The sequence below is a fragment of the Rhodococcus sp. MT28 genome (assembly GCF_058792695.1).
The window spans coordinates 790,026-811,709 of the sequence record NZ_JBXAFD010000002.1 but is presented as its reverse complement, the minus strand read 5'-3'; the positions used below and the strand labels follow the sequence as shown (position 1 = coordinate 811,709).

Sequence of the window (21,684 nt, the reverse complement as noted above, 5' to 3'; positions counted from 1 at the left end):
TGTCGGAGTTCGTCTGTGGATAACTCACAGGCTGGGGATGAACCCCTGTGCGCCTTTTTGGTAGCCGTAACTACCAAAAAGGCGCACGGGGGCTATGCCCCTAGCGAAGCCGGCGGGGTGAACCGCGGGCCGTACTGCGCAGCGAGTTCCTTTGCACGAGCGACGAAGCCGGCCGTGCCGCCCTCGTAACCGACGATGAACTGGTGAACGCCACCGGTCCAGGCCGGGAATCCGATGCCCATGATGGAGCCGATGTTGGCGTCCGCCGTGGTGATCAGGACGTTCTCGTCGAAGCACTTCTGCGTCTCGATCGCCTCGATGAACAGCATGCGGTCGATGAGGTCCTGGATCGGGGCGTCGGAGGTTCCGGAGTTGAAGTTCTCGCGGAGTCCGGACCACAGGCCGGTGCGCTTGCCCTCGGCGTAATCGTAGAAGCCGGCTCCACCGAGCTTGCCCTTACGATCGAACTTCTCGACGAGGGTGTTGATGACCTCGCCGGCCGGATCTGCCGGCAGTTCCTTGCCTTCGGCCTTGGCGGCGTCGGCAGATTCCTTGCGGATCTTCTGCATGAGGGTGAGGTTGAGCTCATCCGAAAGCTGAAGCGGCGCAGCCGGGTAACCGGCCTGCATACCGGCCTGCTCGATGGTGGCAGGCTCGACGCCCTCGGCGAGCATGCCGATGGCCTCGTTGATGAAGGTGCCGATGACACGCGAGGTGAAGAAGCCACGCGAGTCGTTGACCACGATCGGCGTCTTGCGGATCGCCTGGACGTAGTCGAACACGCGAGCCAGAGTCTCGTCGGAGGTCTTCTCACCGCGGATGATCTCCACCAGCGGCATCTTGTCGACGGGCGAGAAGAAGTGGATGCCGATGAAGTCTTCCTGACGCTTCACGCCGGTGGCGAGACCCGTGATGGGCAGCGTCGAGGTGTTCGAGCCCAGCAGTGCCTTGGGATCGACGATGTCCTCGATCTCCTGGAACACCTTGTGCTTGAGTTCCTGGCTCTCGAAGACTGCTTCGATGACGAAGTCGACGCCGGCGAAATCTGCCGGGTCAGCCGTCGGCGTGATCTTGGCAAGGAGTGCGTCGGACTTCTCCTGCGTGGTCTTGCCGCGCGAGAGCGCCTTGGCCTCAATGCCTTCGGAGTACGCCTTGCCCTTGTTTGCAGCCTCGATGGTGACGTCCTTGAGCACGACGTCGAAGCCTGCCTTGGCGGAGACGTACGCGATGCCCGCGCCCATCATGCCCGCGCCGAGGACACCGACCTTCTTGATGGTGGACTTCTCGATGCCTGCCGGACGTGAACCGCCGCCGTTGATCGACTGCAGGTCGAAGAAGAACGCCTGGATCATGTTCTTCGCGACGCGGCCGGTCACCAGCGAGGTGAAGTAGCGAGCCTCGATGAGCAGCGCGTTGTCGATGTCGACCTGCGAACCCTCGACGGCTGCGGCCATGATGGCGCGCGGAGCCGGCATCGGAGCGCCCTTGAGCTGCTTACGCAGGTTCGCGGGGAACGCCGGAAGGTTGGCAGCGAATGCCGGAGTGGACGGAGTTCCGCCAGGGATCTTGTAGCCCTTGACATCCCACGGCTGAACGCCGCCTTCGGGGTTGGCCTTGATCCATGCCTTCGCAGCCGGAACCAGCTCCTCTACCGAGCCGACGACCTCGTCGATGAGGCCGACTTCCTTAGCCTGAACGGGTCCACGCTGCTGCCCCTGGAGCAGGACGCCCATGAGCGCGTTCTGCAGGCCGAGCATCCGCACGGTACGCACGACGCCGCCGCCGCCGGGCAGCAGGCCGAGGGTGACCTCGGGCAGGCCGATCTTGACTCCCTTGACGTCTGCCGCGATGCGGTGGTGGGTCGCGAGAGCGATCTCGAGGCCGCCGCCGAGTGCCGCGCCGTTGATGGCGGCGACGACCGGCTTGCCGAGAGTTTCGAGGCGACGCAGGTCTGCCTTGATCTCGACGCTGTGGTTGTAGATCTCCTCGGCCTGCTCGGGGCCGACCTTGATCATGTTCTTGAGGTCGCCACCGGCGAAGAAGGTCTTCTTGCCGGAAGTGATGACGGCACCGGTGATGGAGTCCTTCTCGGCGACCAGACGGTCGACGGTGGCCTTCATCGACGCGATGTACGCGTCGTTCATGGTGTTTGCGCCCTGGTTGGGATCGTTGATGGTGAGCACGACGATGCCGTCGGCGTCCTGGTCCCAGTTGATGATGTTCTGATCAGTCACTTTGCTTGACTCCTGGTAAGCCTCGTTGGAAGGACGGACGCCGCGTCAGACGCGCTCGATGATGGTGGCAACGCCCATACCGCCGCCGATGCACAGGGTGATGAGGGCGCGCTTGCCGCCACGACGCTCGAGCTCGTCGACCATCGTTCCGGTGATCATCGCGCCGGTTGCACCGAGCGGGTGACCCATGGCGATCGCGCCACCGTTGACGTTGAGCTTCTCGTCCGGGATGTTCAGGTCCTTCTGGAACTTCAGGACGACGGAAGCGAATGCCTCGTTGATCTCGAAGAGGTCGATGTCGTCGACCGTCAGGCCGGCAGCTGCCAGAACCTTCTTCGACGCCGGCGTCGGGCCGGTGAGCATGATGGTGGAGTCGGCGCCGCTGGTGGCGGTGGCGACGACGCGAGCGCGCGGCGTCAGACCCATGTCCTTGCCGGCCTGCTCGCTACCGACGAGCACGAGGGCAGCGCCGTCGACGATTCCCGAGCTGTTGCCGCCGTGGTGAACGTGGTTGATCTTCTCGACCCAGTGGTACTTCTGCAGCGACACGGCGTCGAATCCGCCGATTTCACCGATCACACCGAACGCGGGAGCCAAGCCGGCGAGGTTCTCTGCCGTGGTGCCCGGACGCATGTGCTCGTCGTTGTCGAGGATGGTGATGCCGTTGATGTCCTTGACCGGCACTACCGACTTGGCGAAGTATCCGCCGGTCCACGCCTTGGCGGCGAGGTCCTGCGAGCGCACGGCGTATGCGTCGACGTCGTCACGCGAGAAGCCCTCGATGGTGGCGATGAGGTCTGCGCCGACGCCCTGCGGCACGAAGTAGTTGTCGTAGTTGGTGGCGGGGTCGAGTGCCCACGGTCCACCGTCGGATCCCATCGGAACGCGGGACATCGACTCGACGCCACCGGCGATCACCAGTTCGTCCCAGCCGGACCGAACCTTCTGAGCAGCCATGTTCACGGCCTCGAGGCCGGAAGCGCAAAAACGGTTGAGCTGAACGCCGCCGACGGTGTCGGGCAGTCCCGCATCGTTGACTGCAACGCGGGCGATGTCCATTCCCTGATCGCCAACGGGGGTGACGACGCCCAGGATGAGGTCGGAGATCCGGTCCTCGTCGAGGTCGGGAAAGCGCACGCGCAGTTCCTGGATCAGACCCGTGACCAGCGAGATCGGCTTGACCGAGTGCAACGACCCGGTCTTCTTGCCGCGGCCTCGCGGGGTACGGATGGCTTCATAAATGAATGCCTCTGTGGTCACTGTGAGGTGTTCCTTCCGTGTAATTCGTCGAACCGGTCTGCAGATCGTCCGCGCCACCTTCGGTGGTGGCGCATGGCCGAGGTACAGACCTCAGCCCTTTCACTGTAGAACGTGTTCCAAATTCATGGGAAGGACCGAAGCGATCCTGCTAGGTGACCGAGGTGATCAGGTGCGCGAACGCCTGCCCGCTTCGGTTCATTTCGGGTGCGCCCCCGGAAGCACTCACGGCACGATGCGATACGGCAACATCATGTCGTGATCTTCGTGATCGAGTAGATGGCAATGCCACACATATCCCTGGAGTCGACCAGAATCAGCCATATCGTGGCGCCCGCCGCCCGTCATCCCACCGCCCGTCATCCCACTGCCCGTCATCCCACCGCTCGGAAGACGATCGAACATCGCGTCGGGATCGAAACCCAGCTCATCCGCGGTGGGGAATCGCACGATGATCCGGGTGACGGTGCCGCCGTCCACCCTGACGGTGTCCTTCATTCCCGCTTCCCACGGCGCCGGCGCGATCATCGGCCCCGCCTCGAACCCTTCGGGCGACGGAGTCCACTTGTTGCCGATCACCGGCTGCGGATGTCGGATCAAGTACTCCAGCGTCCGCATCGGTGTTCTGCCGAGAATCCGGAAATTCACCAGGTGCAGGTGTATCGGATGCGGGTCCGGCGTGGTGTTGACGATGTTCCACTGCTCGACGGTGCCTTGCCGCGGCCTCTCGACGTCCGTGGTGCTGAACGTCAGGTTGTTCAGCGTCATCTGAGCCGGTGGATTCCGCAGTTCCAGTTGCTGGCTCACCGTCACCGTGCGAATTACCGTCGGCTGCTCCAACGGGGCGAGAACGTCACGTTGCCGGCGCCCACCGCGCAGTTGCGACGGAACACCACCGGTGAATCCGCGCCTGGCGTCACCGCGGAACCGGCAGAACAGCGGCATCGTCACTTCACCGATGACAGCGGCGGGTAGCGGGGGCGCCTCGTCGTTGCGAAGCTCCACCGTCGAACCCTCCGACAGTCCGGTGAAATCGACGAGGAGGTCGTACCGCTCCCCCGGTGCGCAGCGGAAGGCATTGACCGCGACGGGCGCGTCGAGCATTCCGGCGTCGTTGCCGATGACCCAGAACGTCATCATGTTCGAGAAGTGAAGATTCCACACACTTGCCGACGACGCATTGACGATGCGGAAGCGGTAAAGGCCCCGAGCCACAGCCAGTTCCGGCCACACCTTGCCGTTGACCAAGCCGACGTCGCCCACCGCGCCGCCTTCCCACGATCCTTCCGGGATCAAGATGGTGGATCGGCCGTTCTGGGCGCCTGTCGGCGTGAAGATCTTCTCCTGCAGGATCAACGGGATCTCGAATTCCTCGGCCGGCAACCCCAACGGATTTCCCAGTTTGCCGGTGTCGAATTCATCCCTGATCAGATAGTTGCCGATCAGACCGGCGTAGACGTTGAGCCGGGTGATGCCCATCGCGTGATCGTGATACCAGAGGTGGGCGGCTTCCTGACCGTGCAAAAAGTGATGCATCGCAGCCTGTCCCGGCATCACCAGCAGCTCCGGATGGCCGTCGCTCTCAGGTGAAGTGACTCCTCCGTGCAAGTGCAACGACGTCGGCGGGTTAGCGCGAAAGTCTGCCTGCATTCCATGCAGCGTCATATCCATGTCCGCTGCCAACGGATGTCCGGTCAGATCGTTCTCGAACGTCAACATGATCGGCTCGCCGGAATGCGCCTCGACGGTAGGGCCCAGATAACCGCCACCGATCTCTCCGCTGCGGTACGACAGTGCTGGGGACGAGGGAAAATCCCGATGAAAGGCATGTTGCCCCACTTGCGCTGTCAGTGTGATCTCGTTTCCGGAAAGCGTTGACAACGAATGTAGTTCGTCACAGAACGGCTCGAACTCCGGCGAATGAAAAATCAACGGAGACTCGATATCCACACTCCCCGCCGGAGCAGCACCTGCCTTTGCACCCAAAGCAACAGCCGCTGTGCCGACTACCGACCCTTTCAGAACCGATCTTCTGGAAACCCCGATACCCATACATTCCCCTCCCCATCGAAACGGGTTGCGTTCTCCCGCAAGGAAAACGCAACCCGTCTCTCCACTTCGATCTCGGAAAATCCCCCGCCTACTTTCCGTCGATCGCCTCCAGCACCGAATCGATCAGCGACTGTGGAAGTTTCGACGGCGGAGAGATTTCCAGTTCTCCCGGAGCGCCCGGCATCGTCCAGACAGTTCTGTGCCGAGCGATCGCGAGCTTCTCCCGTGATCCGTCCTCATTGACCTTGAAGTACTCGAACTCGAGGTCGATCCCCCTCTCGTAGAGGGCAGACAAGGACATCGTGACCAGGACGTCGTCGAACGGCATGACCTCGCGCAGATGCTCAACCCTGGTGTGCACACAACGAAGTTCCCCGAGAGCGCCTCTGGCCGCCATGGCCTCACGCTGAGAACGGACCAGGAACTTGTCCCGAACCCTCGACTGCCAGATGTAATAGTTGCCGAAGTAGATGTTGCCCACGACGTTTCCGTCCTGCAACGTCGTCGAGAACACCTCGGATTCGAGCAGGTACGGATTGCGCGGCACCATCGGAGCCGAGCGGATCACGGAACCACGATCGACGTTCTTCGGTTCGGTGGGAACAGCGATGTTCTTCGTCCCCGTCGGAATCGTCATCGGCTCGATGAAATCGTGGAAGTACTGCGGCATCGGCCGTGCCGCCACCACACCGTGGGAGAGGATTTCCACCCACGTCGTCTGCATCGCACTCCACCCGATGTGAGTGCGCGTCTCGCCGTCGACCCGGCACCATTCGACATGCAGATTGGTGGTTGCCCGATCCGGACCGGTGAGCTCGGTGATCCAGATCGTCCCCTCGACAATGTCGTCGGTGTACAGGTTCGCATCGATGAACACCTCGGAGTTGTTGGTCACCATGCCCCAACGACCCGTCGCCATGTCCTCCGCGATCTGCTTCGAGATCGGTCCGGTTCCCCTCTCTCGCAAAGCGCCCAACCACAGCGCGAAGCTCGCGAACCCCACTGATCCACCGACGTTGCACGCGTCCCGGAACCCGACGGGGAACCGGATCGACACCGCCGGATAGCCGCTCCGGGCCACCACATGCACGTCGGAGCCGTAGGCCATCGGATCGAACTGCGCGAGAGACTTCGCCGACAACGGTCCGGAGTCGAACTGCGGTGCCGGGTCCTGCGCCGGTTCCTCCGCATCCTCCTCATGAGTCACAAACGCGAGAATCCGCTCCTCGTTGTCCGTCAACAGAGCTGGAAAAGTCAGAACCACCACGCTTCCCTCTGCGCCGCCGCGGAAGGTCACTGCGTCGTCCTCCCTGGCGCCCATCGCCAGAGAAACCGACATCTGCCCCGTGGCCTTTCGGATCGCCTCGGCCGCCGCCCACAGCCTGGTTCCCGCACGATCGAGTGATTCGCCGCCTGCGATCAACTCGTCCAGCAGCGGAATCCGCGCCGAACCCAGAAGCGCCTTCCACTGCACGGCGGTTCGGGAGCGAATCGGTTCGATGTCACACCCCTGAGGCCAGTCGCCGGCCGAACTGAGTGACTTGCTGCCGTCGTGCGAGAGCGAGACATCCACAGAGGGCGGAATATCACCGACGACGACGGGCTTTCCGGTTTCCTGCCATTCGATGGCAAAGGCATTACTCATTTGATCACCACATCCTCATCGAGATGAATGTTCACGGCCGCCTCGGCGATCGGTTTCTCCTGCTCGTGGCGTTCCGACTTGGTCAACTCGTGAATCCCCGGGGTATGCGCGACCACAACCCGCGGGCTCTTCACTCCCAACGCCCGGCTGTGTTGCGCGAGCTTGTCGAGAATGATCTGTGCGTCGCGCGCAGTCGGATCCGCGATTTCCTCAGCCGTAGGACGGCTTTCGTCGTGGGAGAGAATCTGGGAGCGATATCCCTCGAGCTGCATCACCACTCGTCCGTCCTTCACCACCGCCACGTCGGCTTGCATGTGGGTCTCTGTCTGCACCTTGTCGTAGGCGTACGCGGTGAACGAACGAGCCTCGAATCGTCCGTCGTACATGTCGATTCGCGCAATGTTGACCGGAAGGCAGATCTCCCGCGGAACCATGATCTGACCCGATTGGAGCAGGGAATCGAGGAAGTAGGGATCACCGAGGAGGTGCTGCTTACGGTCGGCTCGCGAAATAGCGCTGAAGAGAATGTGCTCGGAATCGAGGCTCGAGATCTCTTCGAGTCGGCGGAAATCGCCCTCCTGGAACAGCAACCACGAGTAGAGATCGTCCAACGGATCGATGTCGAGCACCGGTCGCGGCAACTCCTTCTCGAACTCCGGCAGTGTTTCGTCCAGCCCGAAGATGAAGTCGGCCGAGAAATGGGGCCGTCCGTACCCGGTCCGTTCGGTGCCGATCGTGACATGCACCCGCGTTCCTGCAGCATCACGATCCTGCTCCACGACGCTTGCCTTGATCTCGACTCTGGTGCCCTCGACCGTGTCGACGACGATCGGTCGATCCAGCTTGATGTCGTCGATGCGGACGCGGCCCAGAGTCACGCGTCCGGTGACATAGGCCGCCGCCTGCGACATCGCCTCAAGCCCGAACACCGTCGGAAGCAGCGCCGATCCCTTCCAGACATGATCGAGGACAAAGGGATCCGCCGAGGTGGACAACGTCGTCCGGGTCACCAGTTCTACCTGCGGCTCGAATGTCACCACTTGGTCGATGTAGCGCGACACCGCCGGCAGAGCCGGTGCTGCCGGCGCCCAGGTGTCGAGACCGCCGAGTCGACTGGTCACGACGATACGACTCGCCTCGGGTCCGCTGTCGACCAGGCGAAGGAAATGATCCACTCCCGCAGCCGTGGAAATCGGCATGACACCCATCTTCGCGAGGTGGTTGACACTGCCCATGCGGGCGCCCATGCCGGTCTCTCCCCACACGCTGTACGCGAGCGAGAACGTCCGAGTCTTCGGGTGCCCGGCGGCATACCGCATCACCATTTCGTCGAGAAGCTCGTTTCCGTATGCATACCAGCTGTTTCCGGGCATACCTGTGAATCCGATGATGGAGGAGAAGCCCACGAACAGCTTCAAGTCGCGATCAGCGAGCGCTTCGACGAAGTTGGCTGCGCCCAGGACCTTAGGTGCAACCTCCTTGAAAGCCGCAGCGCTGTCGACTCTCTCGAACCGCCGCGGAACATTCGCCCCCGCGCCGTGGACAAACCCGGTGATCGGCCCAACCTCGACCTCGATCTGGGCGACGACGCCGGCCACCGCCGCAGCATCCGTGACGTTGCAGCGATAGTAGTGAGCGCTCAAACCGGCAGACGTGAAGTCCGCAAGAGTGGAAGCGATTTCGTCACCCGCTTGTCGCTGAGAGCTTCCGATCAGCACTAGTTCGGCGCCTGTCTTTCGGCCGAGAGCCAGAGCGCATTGCGCCATGATGCCTTTCGCGCCACCGGTCACGACCACTACATCCGAACTCCCCAACCCGCTCTCGCGGACGGTGTAGTCGCTCGAGGCGAGAACCCGCGGTTGCAGTGCCGTGCGTCCCATCTCGGTGTCGTAAGTCGCGAACACATAGGGTGCAACCGAATCCAACTCGGAGACGACGGTGGTTGCCACCACCGCGTCCGCAGTCGAGCCGTCGAATCCTATGACGCGGACATCCAGTTCGGGGCGCTCGTGATGCACCGAAGCGGCAAAAGCCGCCGCACTCGGTACCGGCGCCGGATTGCCCAACTCGACATCGGTGAACTGAATCACTGCCAATGTGGTTCGTGCGCCTCCACTTTGCTGCGCCGGAACCATCTTGTGCATGTGTTCGATCCCACGGCGCAAGCCGATTTCGGTGACGGAATCATCGGTCACACGCGGCATTACGGCAACCACGTGCTGTGCATTCGCAGGAGCGCCGTCGGAGAATGTGCGAATGTCGACCTGAGCACCACGCCCTCGCAGTTCGGATTCCAACCTTCCGACCAAACCGGCGTCGTCACCGATGACGACAAACGTCGTGTCCGTGAGGTCTCGGACTCCGTGCAACGCTGTCTCGCTCCGAACCTTTTCCAGGGTGTAATCGCGAACCCAGGTGAAGCTGTCGGCTGATAGACCCTTTGCCTTCACCGGCAGCGCCCGCGCAACCGGCTGCTGCTGCCCCGACTTCTCTTTCGCGGATCGATCGAGCACTTCGATGAGTTCACCCAGGCTGACGTTGACGAGTTCGGCCGGATCCAGATCACCCTGAACACCCAATCGCGTTGCCACAGTTGCTATCGCATCGGCAGCCTTGATCGAGTCCATGTTCAGGTCGTCGAGCAGGTGGAGATCCACATCGAGAGACTCCACCGGAAATCCGGTGTCCTCCGCGATTACCTCGAGCAGTATTCGCGACACGTCCGACTGCACCGAACTCGCTGCTGGAACGGCAGAACCGGGATTCGGTGATGCCGCAAGGATCAGCGATGCTGCTTCTCCGATCGTGGCATTGGCCAACTCGGCAGGGTCGAGGTCGACAACCTCGAACTGATGCGCAACCTTCGAAATAGCCTCTGCCGCACTGATCGAGTCGAGATTCATATCATCGAGCAGACGCAGATCCGTCGTGATCGACTCGGCGGGGAATCCCGTCGTATCGGCGAGGATCCTGATCAGCTCACTTTCCACGGACCCAGCGCCCGCGTCAGCCGGCTCTTCGACTACCGGAGCCGAAACCGGCGAAGGAGCTTTCGCTGCCACGGATTCGTGGCCGTTGGTGACTGCCCGCGAAGTCGGAGCAGATGGAGAAGACGGAGAAGTCGCTCCACTGCCTACATCAGCACGAATCACGTCGACGAGGAAGGTCCCGCGTCGGCTCAGGTAATCGGCCAGCGCCGCAGCCGGATCCCCGCCGGACGTACCAAGTGCGAGCGGTTCGGGAGCAGAGGTAACCGTCAGCTTCGCCTCGGCCAGGTTCTCGATGAACACCTTCTGATCGGCAGGAACGAATTCGCGCACGAACCGGCCGTCGAAAAGTTCGTTCCATCGGACCTGAGCGCCGTGGACGTACATCGCGGCCAGTGCGACATTGAAGTCCTCGTCGCGTCCGGACTTGGACGCAACGGGGAAGCAGCGCACGCCGTCGGTCCCATTGATCGCCTTGGTGAGCCCGGTCAGCACACGGCCGGGTCCGACCTCGACGAGCAGGTCCACGTCCTGCGAGATTCCACTTACCGTCTTGACCCAGTCGACCGGTGAGACAACCTGTTTGGTGACCAATTCGCGAAGTGCCAGTGGCGTCTGTACGCGTTTCCCTTCGACGCAGGAATACACGGGGCAAGTCAGCGAATCGACTTGCTCGTCAACGGGCACAGTGGACTTCAGCTCCCGCTCGGCCTCGTTCATCATCTCGGAGTGGAAAGCATTCGACACGGCAAGCGCCTGAGCCGACACTCCGCGCGTCTTCGCGATGGCAACCACATCGTCGACCGCGTCTTTGGTGCCCGAAACCACGGTCTGTGTAGGCGTATTCAGATTCGCGACGGTCGCGTAACCCTTTGTTTCCGCGATGATCGCCTCAGCCGTCGATCGGTCGCAGGTCAGGCTCGCCATCGCGCCGTTTCCACCACCACTGACAGCCATGGCCGCACCCTTCGCCGCAGCCAAGGTGATCAGCGTCTTCTGGTCGTAAGCTCCTGCCGCGTAGAGCGCGGTCAACTCGCCGAGACTGTGGCCGGCGACAGCACTGGGTGTGACACCCAATCGGCGGAGGTACTCGAACCAGAGCAGCGAAGCCAAAGCGACGGCAGGCTGGGTGAACTGCGTCTGGGCGAGATCCCGCTTCCACTTCGCCAATTCCGCAGCGTCAGCGCTCTTGACCGGGTTCCGCAGAATTCGAGGCGTGATCGCCTCCGCTCCAACTCCCTCCAACCAGCCGTCCGCCTGGGTCGCCAGTTCGCGTGCCCACTCGAAGCGCTCGATCAGCACGCGCGCCATCTCGAGTTGTTGGGATCCCTGTCCCGGGAACAGGAATCCGATGTCATGGTGGACGGCGTTCGAGATCGAGATCTCGTTGCTCACGACCTTCACCTGGCCGGATGCAGGAGCGGAGTTCTCGCAGATCACGGCAAGCTGACGCATGCGTTCGGCCAACTGCGCGGGACGTCCGGCCACCACTGCAGCACGGAAGGGCGCGGTCGGCGAGATCACGCGAGAGAGCTTCGCCGAAAAGTCCAGCAGCTCGGCAACACTCAACGGAACCGCCAGATCTGCAACATCCCGCGCTCGGGTCGCCAAGTCCACCGCGGAATCTGCAGAAAGTACGAAAACCTCGGTGTCCTGATACGACGCCATCATCGTGCGGACGTCTTGCGAGGGTGTCAGCTTGCTGGATGGTGCATCAGCCGATTCGATCGCGACGTGGCAGTTGATACCGCCGAAACCCATGGCTTGCGCACCGGCACGCATCTTCTCGGACGGATCTCTGATCTCACCGTTGACGAGCGGAAAGAGTGCCGGTGCTTCGGTTCCGAACGCCGGGTTCGGGTCGGTGCAACCGGCGAGCGGCGGAAGGATTCGTTGATTGACGGCCATGGTCGCCTTGATCAGCGCAAGGATGCCCGACGCCGCCTTCGTGTGCCCGATCAACGACTTCAGTGACGTCATGCCGATGCTACGAGCCTCGACGGGCCCGTCCGTCTGAGCGGCCTGCTGGACGCCGGCCAGTTCGACGGGGTCTCCGACGGGAGTACCAGTTCCGTGTCCTTCGACGAAGGCAACCTCGCTGGCCGCGAATCCCGCTCGCGAGTATGCGCGACGGATCATCTCGGCCTGAGTTTCGGCGCGGGGCTTGGTGATTCCACCCTTGCCATCGGTGGAGATGCCCCAGCCGCGAATCGTCGCGTACACGTAGTCGCCGTCCGCCCTGGCGTCCTCGAGTCGTTTCAAGGCCACGAATCCGCAACCTTCACCCGGGATGAATCCGCTTCGGCTTGCGTCGTACACGTTCATGTCGCCACGGGTCAGTGCACCCAAACGGGCGAATCCCACCAGTTCCAAAGGATCCAAGCTGACGTCGACTCCCCCTGCCAAGACGAAGTCGGCCGCGCCGGACGCCAGCTTTTCGGCTGCAGTCGCCACCGCGAGCATTCCGGACGCGCACGCACCGTCCACGACGTACCCGCCGCCGTTGAAGTCGAGATAATTGCAGATCCGGCCGGCAATCGTATTCGACAACATGCCGGCGAGAGTGTCTTCACTCGGCTCCACCAATGGGCCCTTGTAGACCTCTTCCATCGTCTCGGCGAGAGCATCAGCGACGGAACTGTCCAACTGGCGCGCTTCGGCTGCCACAGCGAGTGCGCGCTTGACATAAGGCCAACGCAAACGCATCGACCACATCCGGGATTCTTCACCGGTGAGGGAGTTGCCGACGATTGCGGCGCTGCGTCCAGTGGGTACCGATCCTCGGCTGTAGCCCGCGTCCGTCAAAGCCCCGAGTGCTGTTTCCAGAGCCAACCAGTGTGTGAGATCTGTCGACTTGAAGGTCCGCTCCGGTATCCGGCGACCGACCCAGTCGAATTCGAAACCATCCATGAACGCGCCGCGATCGGCGTATGTCTTGTCGACGTCGTCAGGGCTCGCGCTCCAGTAGTCGTCGAGGGACATCCGTGACTCCGGAAACTTTCGGAATTGCATCCGACGCGCGAGGACGTTCTCCCAAAATCCTTGCAGATCATGCGCACCGGGGGACCACATGCTCATCCCGACTATCGCAATCGCAGGATTAGTTGAATCTTCAGTCATCTTACACTTCCTATTTTCGTGCGCATCCACGGGAGACTCAATCGACCGAAGACTAACCACGCCCTCATCGGTGTGTAAAACGCAGATTCACCTCAAGGCATAAACAAATAACAAAGGTCGTTCGGTGCAATGAACGTGTTTCAGCAATTTGACAGCAATCGAGAGTTAGCTGTAACTCGGAGTTACTTATTTGCTTCGCAACCGGTCATGCTCCTGCTTGGACATCCGTACCGGATCCCGGTTTCACGGCCGCCATTTACTCGAGATCGGCAAATATTCAGTTGAATTTGCACCGAAATGCCGCAATGCCGAATATGTGGCCAATTCGCCGAATGTCCCAAATTGGTCGATCCCCGCAAAACAAACATCCGACAACTATCAATCTGAACATTCGTGACACACCGAAATTTAACAGCAGCACTCGAATGCCCATCAGACAACGAGAACTTCCAGATATTCTTCGGCGACCATCGTCCGAATCGACGTTTCGTTACACCGGAACTGAGCGAACGAATGTGCCAGCAAACCAGCCACATACAATTCAGCTTTGCGAGGCCGAGCCGGTGCGCTTTCGAGACGCGCGCGCACAAAGGGAACGGCACTTATAACAATTCGATCACACAGTGGTGCAGCTGGATTCCGACAGCTGTTTCACGCACACGGACCGACTCGGCAACTCAGCTTTCGAGGCGGCGAGCTCCGAGGACGTCCTTGAGGAGTTCCTTTGCAACATCCTCGGGATCACGTCTGGCAGTCGGATCAGCGGGCTCAGCCGCCTCCGCAAACATCTCGTCCTCGTCCTCCGGCGTTGCAGGCGGAGGAGTTGCCTCGTAGTCGACCTCAGGAGCAGGCGCCGGTCCAGGGTCTTCCGGATAGTCGGGGGCCTCGGGCGGCGGAATGTCGTCCGAATCTCCGCGCTGGGGTTGTGGGGCCTTGGGCTGCTGCGCTGCGCGCTCCTGACTGGGCCGCGAGAAGCGGGGCGCAGCGGCAGGGCGGCTCGGAGCTTCTGTCGCCTTGGTTGCGCTCGATACTGTCGGCGCTGTAGGCGCACCTTCTTGATACTCGACTTGCCAAGTGCCACCGAACATTTCGGCAAGGACCTCGCAAATGACCGCCGCGTTGTGCGGTTGCGTCACACGAGCACCCAGGACCGGTGAGCCGTGAGCGATGACAACGACATGTCCACGCACGTCGTGAACCGTCGCAGCGGACAGCATGGCCGGAAGAACCTTGTTTCGTTCACCGACCTTGTTGCGCAAGGTGTTCCACGATTCACGGAGAGTCTCGACTGTGGGGCCTGCCGAGACCGGCGCAGCTTCGGCAACCGCCGGCTCGTCGAACTCGGGCTCGGGCTCGTAGTCGGGTTCCGGCTCGGCAAGCCCGATCAGCTCTTCCGCCTCGACAGGAGCAGTAACCGGTGGTTCAACCACAGGAGCTTCAACTATTGGAGCTTCGGCAACCGGAGCTTCAACCACCGGAGCTTCGGCAACCGGCGGTTCCACGATCTCGACAGTGGGAGTCTCGACGACGGGAACTGCCGCTACCGGAGGTTCGACGACAGGAGCCTCCACAACCGGCGGCGCCGCAGCTGGAGCAGGCGCGGCTGGTTCCGGCCGCACCTCAGGCTCGGCCTTGCGTTGAGAGGGCCGTTGGAACTTGGAAGCAATCTCCGGTTCGAGCGGCGGCACGGTCGGTGCCGGCGTTGCTGCCGCGCGAGGGGCAGCCGCGACTCCGGCAGCCGGAATACCTTGTTCCAGGCGCTCCAGCCGCTGCAATACAGCTGACTCGGTGTCGGATGCCGACGGCAGCAGCATTCGCGCGCACATCACTTCGAGCAGCAGCCGCGGCGCCGTCGCCCCACGCATTTCGCTGAGTCCGGCATGGACAGTCTCGGCGAAGCGGGTGAGCGTGGCCGGGCCGACTCGTTGAATCTGCTCACGCATCGTGACCAGCTCCGCTTCCGGAGCGTCGACCAATCCTCGTTCGCTGGCGTCGGAAACAGCCTGCATCAAGATGAGATCACGCAGGCGCTCGAGAAGATCGAGCGCGAATCGGCGTGGATCGTGACCGGCGTCCATCACGCGATCGACAGTGCCGAACAACGCGGCCCCGTCACTGGCAGACAGGGCGTCTACTGCTTCGTCGATGAGCGCGACGTCGGTGACTCCGAGAAGAGAGAGCGCGCGCGGATACGTGACACCTTCTTCTCCTGCGCCCGCGAGCAGCTGATCGAGGACACTCAACGAGTCACGAGGGGAACCGCCGCCGGCCTTGATGACCAGTGGATACACCGCAGGCTCGACCGGTACGCCCTCCTGGGCGCAGATCTTTTCCAGGAGTCCGCGCATGGTCGACGGCGCCAACAGGCGGAACGGGTAATGGTGTGTACGCGAACGGATGGTCGGGAGAACCTTTTCCGGTTCCGTCGTCGCAAAGATGAAGATGAGGTGTTCCGGCGGCTCTTCGACGATCTTGAGCAACGCATTGAAACCCGCCGCCGTCACCATATGTGCCTCGTCGATGATGAAGACGCGGTAGCGAGAAGCAGCGGGTGCGTGGAACGCCTTGTCTCGGAGTTCTCGGGTGTCGTCGACGCCACCGTGACTTGCGGCGTCGAGTTCCGTCACATCCAGGTTGCCTGTGCCGCCCGGGCCCAGCGAAACGCACGAGTCGCACACGTTGCACGGCGTCGACGTCGGTCCCTGCTCACAGTTCAGCGAACGCGCCAGGATTCGCGCCGACGACGTCTTTCCGCAGCCGCGCGGGCCGGAAAACAGGTAGGCATGGTTGATGCGTCCGGTGTCGAGGGCCGTGCTGAGCGGTGCGGTGACATGCTCCTGCCCCACCACCTCGGCGAAGGACGCGGGTCGATACTTCCGGTACAGGGCCACGCGCAAAGACTACCGGCGACCCACGACAGGTGGTCCGGTGCGGGTGCAACGCCGACTTCTCCCGAAACATGTTCGCAACACAATCGCAGTGCGGAGGAAACCGCACGCACTCATCGTGGGTTCCGTGCACGCGGGCTGGTCCGCGTGCGTGAGGAGAAAACTGTGCCCGCCACCATCGATGCCGGAGCGACTGCCTGGTTGCTCGTCAGTACTGCACTCGTACTTCTGATGACGCCAGGACTCGCACTGTTCTACGGCGGCATGGTCCGCTCGACGGGCGTACTCAACATGATCATGATGAGTTTCGTCTCCATCGCACTCGTCACGGTCGCGTGGTTGTTCGTGGGCTACAGCCTCGTGTTCGGCGACGATCACGGTGGCATCATCGGCGGACTCGAACACATCGGCATGGCGGGCATCGACCCGTCGACCGTGCACGGGAATGTCCCGGAAGTGTTGTTCGCAACCTTCCAATTGACGTTCGCAATCCTTACTGCAGCACTCATCAGTGGTGCGATCGCCGACCGCGCGAAGTTCTCCGCCTGGATGATCTTCGTCCCCATCTGGTCCTTGCTCGTCTATGTCCCCGTTGCTCACTGGGTGTGGAATCCGCAGGGATGGCTCGCCCAGATGGGCGCACTCGACTACGCCGGTGGCCTCGTGGTCGAAATCGTGTCCGGAGCGTCGGGTCTGGCATTGGCACTGGTCCTCGGCCAGCGGATGGGTTTCAAGGCCGAGTCGATGCGTCCGCACAATCTGCCGTTCGTCCTGCTCGGCGTCGGCCTGCTCTGGTTCGGTTGGTTCGGATTCAACGCCGGCTCGGCCCTTGCGGCCGACGGTATGGCCTCGCAGATCTTCCTCAACACACTCGTCGCCGGTTGCACCGGACTACTCGGCTGGCTGTTCGTCGAGCAGAATCGTGACGGACACCCCACGACGTTCGGCGCAGCTTCGGGCGTCGTCGCCGGTCTGGTCGCGATCACCCCGTCGTGCGGAACGGTGAACATGTTCGGTGCGCTCGTCATCGGTCTGATCGCCGGCATCGTCTGCTCGTACGCCGTGGGATGGAAGCACAAGCTCGGCTACGACGACTCCCTCGACGTCGTCGGCGTGCACCTCGTCGGTGGAATCGTCGGCTCGTTGCTGATCGGACTCCTCGCGACGGCCGTGATGACGGGCGGTCCGGAAGGTTTGTTCTTCGGCGGTGGATTCGCGCAGTTGGGCAAGCAGTTCGTCGGCGTCGTCGTGGTCGCGCTCTATGCCTTCGGTGTGACCTACGGTCTCGGAAAGCTCATCGACAAGACCTTCGGCTTCCGCATTTCGCGTGAAGACGAGGCCCGCGGAATCGACGTTGCCCTGCACGCGGAGTCGGCCTACGAGCACGGAGTCCTCGGCCACGGTCCGATCGGCGGACAGAACCCGAGCCCGTTCCTCCAGCGTCAGCGGGAGGAACGGGAGAACCGCGAGCGGGACTGACCGCCCTCAGCGGTTCGCGATTTCCTCCATCAGGATCGGAACGCCGACATTGCAGGAATGAATCCCGACGACGGTGGTCAGTTTCAGCACCTCGAGAATCTCCTTCGAGGTCACTCCCATGTCGAGCGCGGCGCGAATATGGCGTCGTACGCCGGGTGCGTACATGTGTGTGCTCGCCGCATCGACGGCTATGCACAGCAACTGGATCACCTGAGGTGACAGCACCCCGCTGTTCCAGGGCTGCATCGCTGTCTTCATGTACAGCTCGGTCCACTCGGGATCCAGCTCCGAAAGTCCGTCCCACAACGGATTCCAGCCACCCGAATCCTTCATGGCCTGGGTCACGGGAAAAGCTTCACTTGCTCGAACGTCAGTCATCGATCTCCTCAGACCATCGAAAATGCTTGATTCAGTTCACGTTTGAGAATCTTTCCGGTTGCCGTCATCGGCAGCGACGGCACGAACTCGATGCGACGCGGATATTTGTAGGCGGCCATCTGTTCCCGCGTCCATTCCACGAGATCCGATTCGGAGATCTCTTCACTCGGCTCTCGGATCACGAACGCGACAACTTCTTCGCCGAGGCTCGTGTCCGGCACCCCGACGACGGCGACGAGTGAGACGGCTGGGTGAGTGAGCAGAACCTCTTCGATTTCGCGTGGGTAGACGTTGAATCCGCCCCGCACGATCATGTCCTTCGCGCGATCGACGATGTAGTAATTTCCGTCGGTATCGACCCGTGCCAAATCCCCGGTGCGAAACCATCCGTCGCACATGACTTCCGCCGTCGCCTCTGGTCGGTTGAAATAGCCCTTCATGACGTTGTGCCCGCGAATGGCCAACTCTCCCACTTCATCGGGGCCGGCGATCGTGTGCCAAGAGTCGTCGACAAGCCGCGCTTCGACGCCCCAGATCGGCACGCCGATCGAACCGGGCCGGGGGTCACTCTCCGGGGCACTGAACAAGGCCAGCGGAGAGGTCTCGGACAACCCGTACCCTTCGAGGATCTGAACACCGAAGCGTTCCCGGAACTGTGTCAATATTTCCACGGGAAGCGCTGCGCCACCCGAGATCGCGCACCGCATGCTCTGTGCAACGGTCTCGATATCCACCCCGGATTTCACTACCTCGTCCAGCACGCCGAGCAGTCCCCAATACATGGTCGGGACGCCCGCGAAGACCGAGATCTTTTCGCGTTCCATGATCTCGAGTGCCGCGGTCGCATCGAAGCGCGGCATCAACACCAAAGTGGCACCGACGCAGATTCCCGCATTCATGGTCACTGTCTGGCCGAACGAGTGGAACAACGGCAAAGTCAGGAGATAACGCTCATGCATGGACGGAACGCTCTCGAACAACCGGTTGGCCGACAGTGCATTCAAGACCATGTTGCAGTGAGTGAGTTCGGCGCCCTTGGGCTTTCCGGTCGTGCCGCTGGTGTAGAGAATGACCGCGGTGTCCGTCGGTTCACGAACAACCGCGGCTGCAGGCGTTTCCGTGCCGGACACGGATGCCAGTGCTTCGCCTAGAGTCTCGACTCCGAGGATCGACGACGGTGCACCCGGTTCGGCGCTGATCACGATCAGGGCCGAACAGGTCTCGCTCTGCTCGAACCCGGCGATGGCGTACTCGGCGATCGGTAATTCGGGACTTCCCTCGAAACAGAAGTACAGCTTCGCTTCCGAATCAGCCAGGTGATAGGCAATTTCGCGCCCCTTGAGCAGGATGTTCAGAGGAACGACGACGCCACCGGCCTTGAGAATGCCGTAGTAGACGATCGGGAACTCGAGAACGTTCGGGCAGGACAACGCCACCTTGTCACCTGGCTCGACACCCCGCGAGACGAGCAGATGGGCGATGCGATTCGCGTACGCGTCGAACTGCGCATACGTCAGCCTCGCTTCCCCGAGAACCAGCGCATCCCGTTCCGGGTATCGCCGGGCCGAATCTTCCAGCAGAGCAGCAAGATCAAGCACGACTGTGTTCCTCCTGCGCCTCGGCATCCGTGGCATGAGACGAGGCGGCGCGCGACACCGACTCGAGCAGTTCCCGCACCAACGATTCCGCCCGCGGCCAATACCCGTATCCGGACGCCGGATTGAGATGTCCGACCTCACCCAGATCCAGCAACCGACTCCCCCATCCTTCAGCCAGACCCACAACTCGGCGATACCCGGCGAGCGGATCGTTCCGACTCGCCGCGACCGTGCTTGGAAACGGCAGACGCTGACGCGGTATCGGTAGCCACCCGTGACGGTCGAGATCTTCGAGAGACGGATAGGACTCGGGCAGCGGAAGTTCGAGATCCGCCGGCGTGACCAGAAGTGCGCCCGCAACCTCTCGATGATGCGCCCTCGCCCAGTGAGCAACTGTCATGACTCCGGCGCTGTGCCCGACCAGGACCACCGGCCCGCAGACACTTGTCAGCACCTCGTTCAATGCCGCAACCCGCGCATCGCGGCTGAGCTTGTCGGTCTCGAGGGGAGGAACCGTCAGAACGTTGTCGAGCCTGCGCGCGAGGTGAGTCTGCCAATGATCTTCGACATGATCCCGCAGACCGGGAACCATTACTACCGTAGTTGATTCATTCATCATGAGCTCCGAACGTCTGTTACTTCAGTGGCGCCGGGGATCTCGGGCCGATTCTGCAACGTCGCCAGCCGCCTCATCCCGGCGGGATAGGCACGCTTGCCGGCTACCAACGCGAGGGCCGCGACGACATAGACGAAGGGCGAAAGCTGTAGAGCGCCGAGAAGACCCAGGTGATCGGCGAGGATGCCGACAACGAAGGGACCGAGCGCCAGCCCGAGAAGGTTGTTGGCGACGGTGAGCGTTCCCATGGCCGACGCTCGAATCGAGTGATGGGTAAGGTTCGCGACCATAGCTGCCGTCGGCCCCGACGAACCGGCGGAGAAGAATGCACCGATACCGAGCAACACGAGTTGTGCTGTCCCCGTGCCCAACCGGAGCCCGATGCTCAGCGTCACCAACGAGATGGCGCAGTAGACGATGGCGGTGGTCCATTTTCGCGCCGAATCGTCGCGGCTGAATCTATCTGTGATGAAACCGCAGACCACCATCCCGCTTCCGACCAGGAGGACGAACACGGAAGCCGTGACGCCGGCCTTGTCCGGGGCCAGATCGTAGTAACGATTGAAGAAGCTCGGCAACCACGCCAGAAGTACTGCGGCGGTGAACATCTGGAGACCACCACCGATGTAGGCGAACAACACGGCTGGATTGGTGAACAGCGAGGACACCGGCGCACGAAAACCGTCGTGTCTCACCGCTTCCCCGGCGGCATCCGGCGCGGCCTCGACGGCGTAAGCGGTGAGCTTCTTCTCGGTGACGAGGGCACGGAAGAGCGCGACCAGAATCAGACCGAAGATTGCCATGGCGGCAAAAGACCACCGCCAACTGAACTGGACTGCGATGAACCCACCGATTGCCACACCGATGACCGAACCGAACGATCCACCGGCCATGAAGGCACCTGCAAGAGCTGCGTGCACGCGGGGCGCAAACACACTGAGGACCACGGCGATACCCACGCTGCCGTACGCCGCTTCACCGACACCGACCAGGAACCGGGCGCCCAACATCTGTTCGTAGGTCTGAGCGATTGCGCACAGCAACGTCGCGACACTCCACAACACCGCCATCAAGATCAAGCTCTTGACGCGGCCCCAGCGGTCCGCGAGCAGCGACAACGGGAACGTCAACAGCCCGACCATCAATGCCACCACGCTGCTCAGGGAGGCGAGGTGCGAATCGGAGAGATCCCAGTCCGCTTTCAGGATCGGGAAGACTGCACTGAGCACCTGCCTCGACATGTAGTCCGAGAGCAGAAGACCGAAAGCCAGGGCGAAAACGATCCACGGGTATAACTTTCGTCGTCCGCCGATTCCGAGCGCGGTGTCCACACGTGGCGTGGCGGGAGCTTGCAGTCCCATGACTCTCCTAGGAAGTACTCGAGGTAGACGGGGGGATTCGGGGGTACGAACCGTCGCGGTTCGTACCCC

11 protein-coding genes are annotated in these 21,684 nt (G+C 62.1%); 1 reads left to right on the top strand and 10 read right to left on the bottom strand.

Features of this window, described 5'->3' with window-relative positions; translation table 11 throughout:
* Positions 1-92: 92 nt before the first annotated feature.
* From AC1Q6C_RS12070 to AC1Q6C_RS12045, 6 genes are all read right to left on the bottom strand, one after another.
* A complete protein-coding gene (locus AC1Q6C_RS12070) occupies positions 93-2,234 on the bottom strand; it encodes a 3-hydroxyacyl-CoA dehydrogenase NAD-binding domain-containing protein (protein WP_030535720.1) in 2,142 nt (713 codons plus the stop codon).
* A gap of 45 nt (positions 2,235-2,279) precedes the next feature.
* Positions 2,280-3,494, bottom strand: a complete 1,215-nt coding sequence (locus AC1Q6C_RS12065) for an acetyl-CoA C-acetyltransferase (RefSeq protein ID WP_007731553.1) — start codon at positions 3,492-3,494, stop codon at positions 2,280-2,282.
* 222 nt (positions 3,495-3,716) lie between these two features.
* Complete coding sequence (locus tag AC1Q6C_RS12060; protein ID WP_047271573.1) at positions 3,717-5,543, bottom strand: multicopper oxidase family protein; 1,827 nt, start codon at positions 5,541-5,543, stop codon at positions 3,717-3,719.
* Between the two features lie 88 nt (positions 5,544-5,631).
* Complete coding sequence (locus AC1Q6C_RS12055; protein ID WP_492666631.1) at positions 5,632-7,188, bottom strand: hypothetical protein; 1,557 nt, start codon at positions 7,186-7,188, stop codon at positions 5,632-5,634.
* Positions 7,185-13,295 carry a type I polyketide synthase gene (locus AC1Q6C_RS12050; protein WP_076948710.1) on the bottom strand — a complete coding sequence of 2,037 codons (6,111 nt, stop codon included), beginning with the start codon at positions 13,293-13,295 and terminating at the stop codon, positions 7,185-7,187. The genes AC1Q6C_RS12055 and AC1Q6C_RS12050 overlap by 4 nt, the downstream gene beginning before the upstream one ends.
* Before the next feature lie 677 nt (positions 13,296-13,972).
* Positions 13,973-16,186: a DNA polymerase III subunit gamma and tau gene (locus AC1Q6C_RS12045; protein ID WP_007731559.1), complete on the bottom strand. Its 2,214-nt coding sequence runs from the start codon at positions 16,184-16,186 to the stop codon at positions 13,973-13,975.
* 162 nt (positions 16,187-16,348) lie between these two features.
* Here AC1Q6C_RS12045 and AC1Q6C_RS12040 point away from each other — a divergent pair, with 162 nt between their 5' ends.
* Positions 16,349-17,662 carry an ammonium transporter gene (locus tag AC1Q6C_RS12040; RefSeq protein WP_003943791.1) on the top strand — a complete coding sequence of 438 codons (1,314 nt, stop codon included), beginning with the start codon at positions 16,349-16,351 and terminating at the stop codon, positions 17,660-17,662.
* 6 nt (positions 17,663-17,668) lie between these two features.
* On the opposite strand, the gene AC1Q6C_RS12035 is transcribed toward AC1Q6C_RS12040, so the two are convergent.
* From AC1Q6C_RS12035 to AC1Q6C_RS12020, 4 genes are read right to left on the bottom strand one after another with little or no spacing between them, the layout of a single operon-like run.
* The gene (locus AC1Q6C_RS12035) at positions 17,669-18,040 is read right to left on the bottom strand and encodes a carboxymuconolactone decarboxylase family protein (protein ID WP_007731560.1); all 372 of its coding nucleotides are present in this window, start codon (positions 18,038-18,040) and stop codon (positions 17,669-17,671) included.
* 8 nt (positions 18,041-18,048) lie between these two features.
* Positions 18,049-19,638, bottom strand: coding sequence for a long-chain-fatty-acid--CoA ligase (locus AC1Q6C_RS12030; RefSeq protein WP_492666630.1), 1,590 nt, complete (start codon positions 19,636-19,638; stop codon positions 18,049-18,051).
* Complete coding sequence (locus tag AC1Q6C_RS12025; protein WP_039973245.1) at positions 19,631-20,254, bottom strand: RBBP9/YdeN family alpha/beta hydrolase; 624 nt, start codon at positions 20,252-20,254, stop codon at positions 19,631-19,633. The genes AC1Q6C_RS12030 and AC1Q6C_RS12025 overlap by 8 nt, the downstream gene beginning before the upstream one ends.
* Entirely contained in the window at positions 20,254-21,615 is a 1,362-nt protein-coding gene (locus tag AC1Q6C_RS12020) for an MFS transporter (protein WP_007731563.1), read from the bottom strand. Before AC1Q6C_RS12020 ends, AC1Q6C_RS12025 begins: the two co-directional genes overlap by 1 nt.
* Positions 21,616-21,684: the final 69 nt, after the last annotated feature.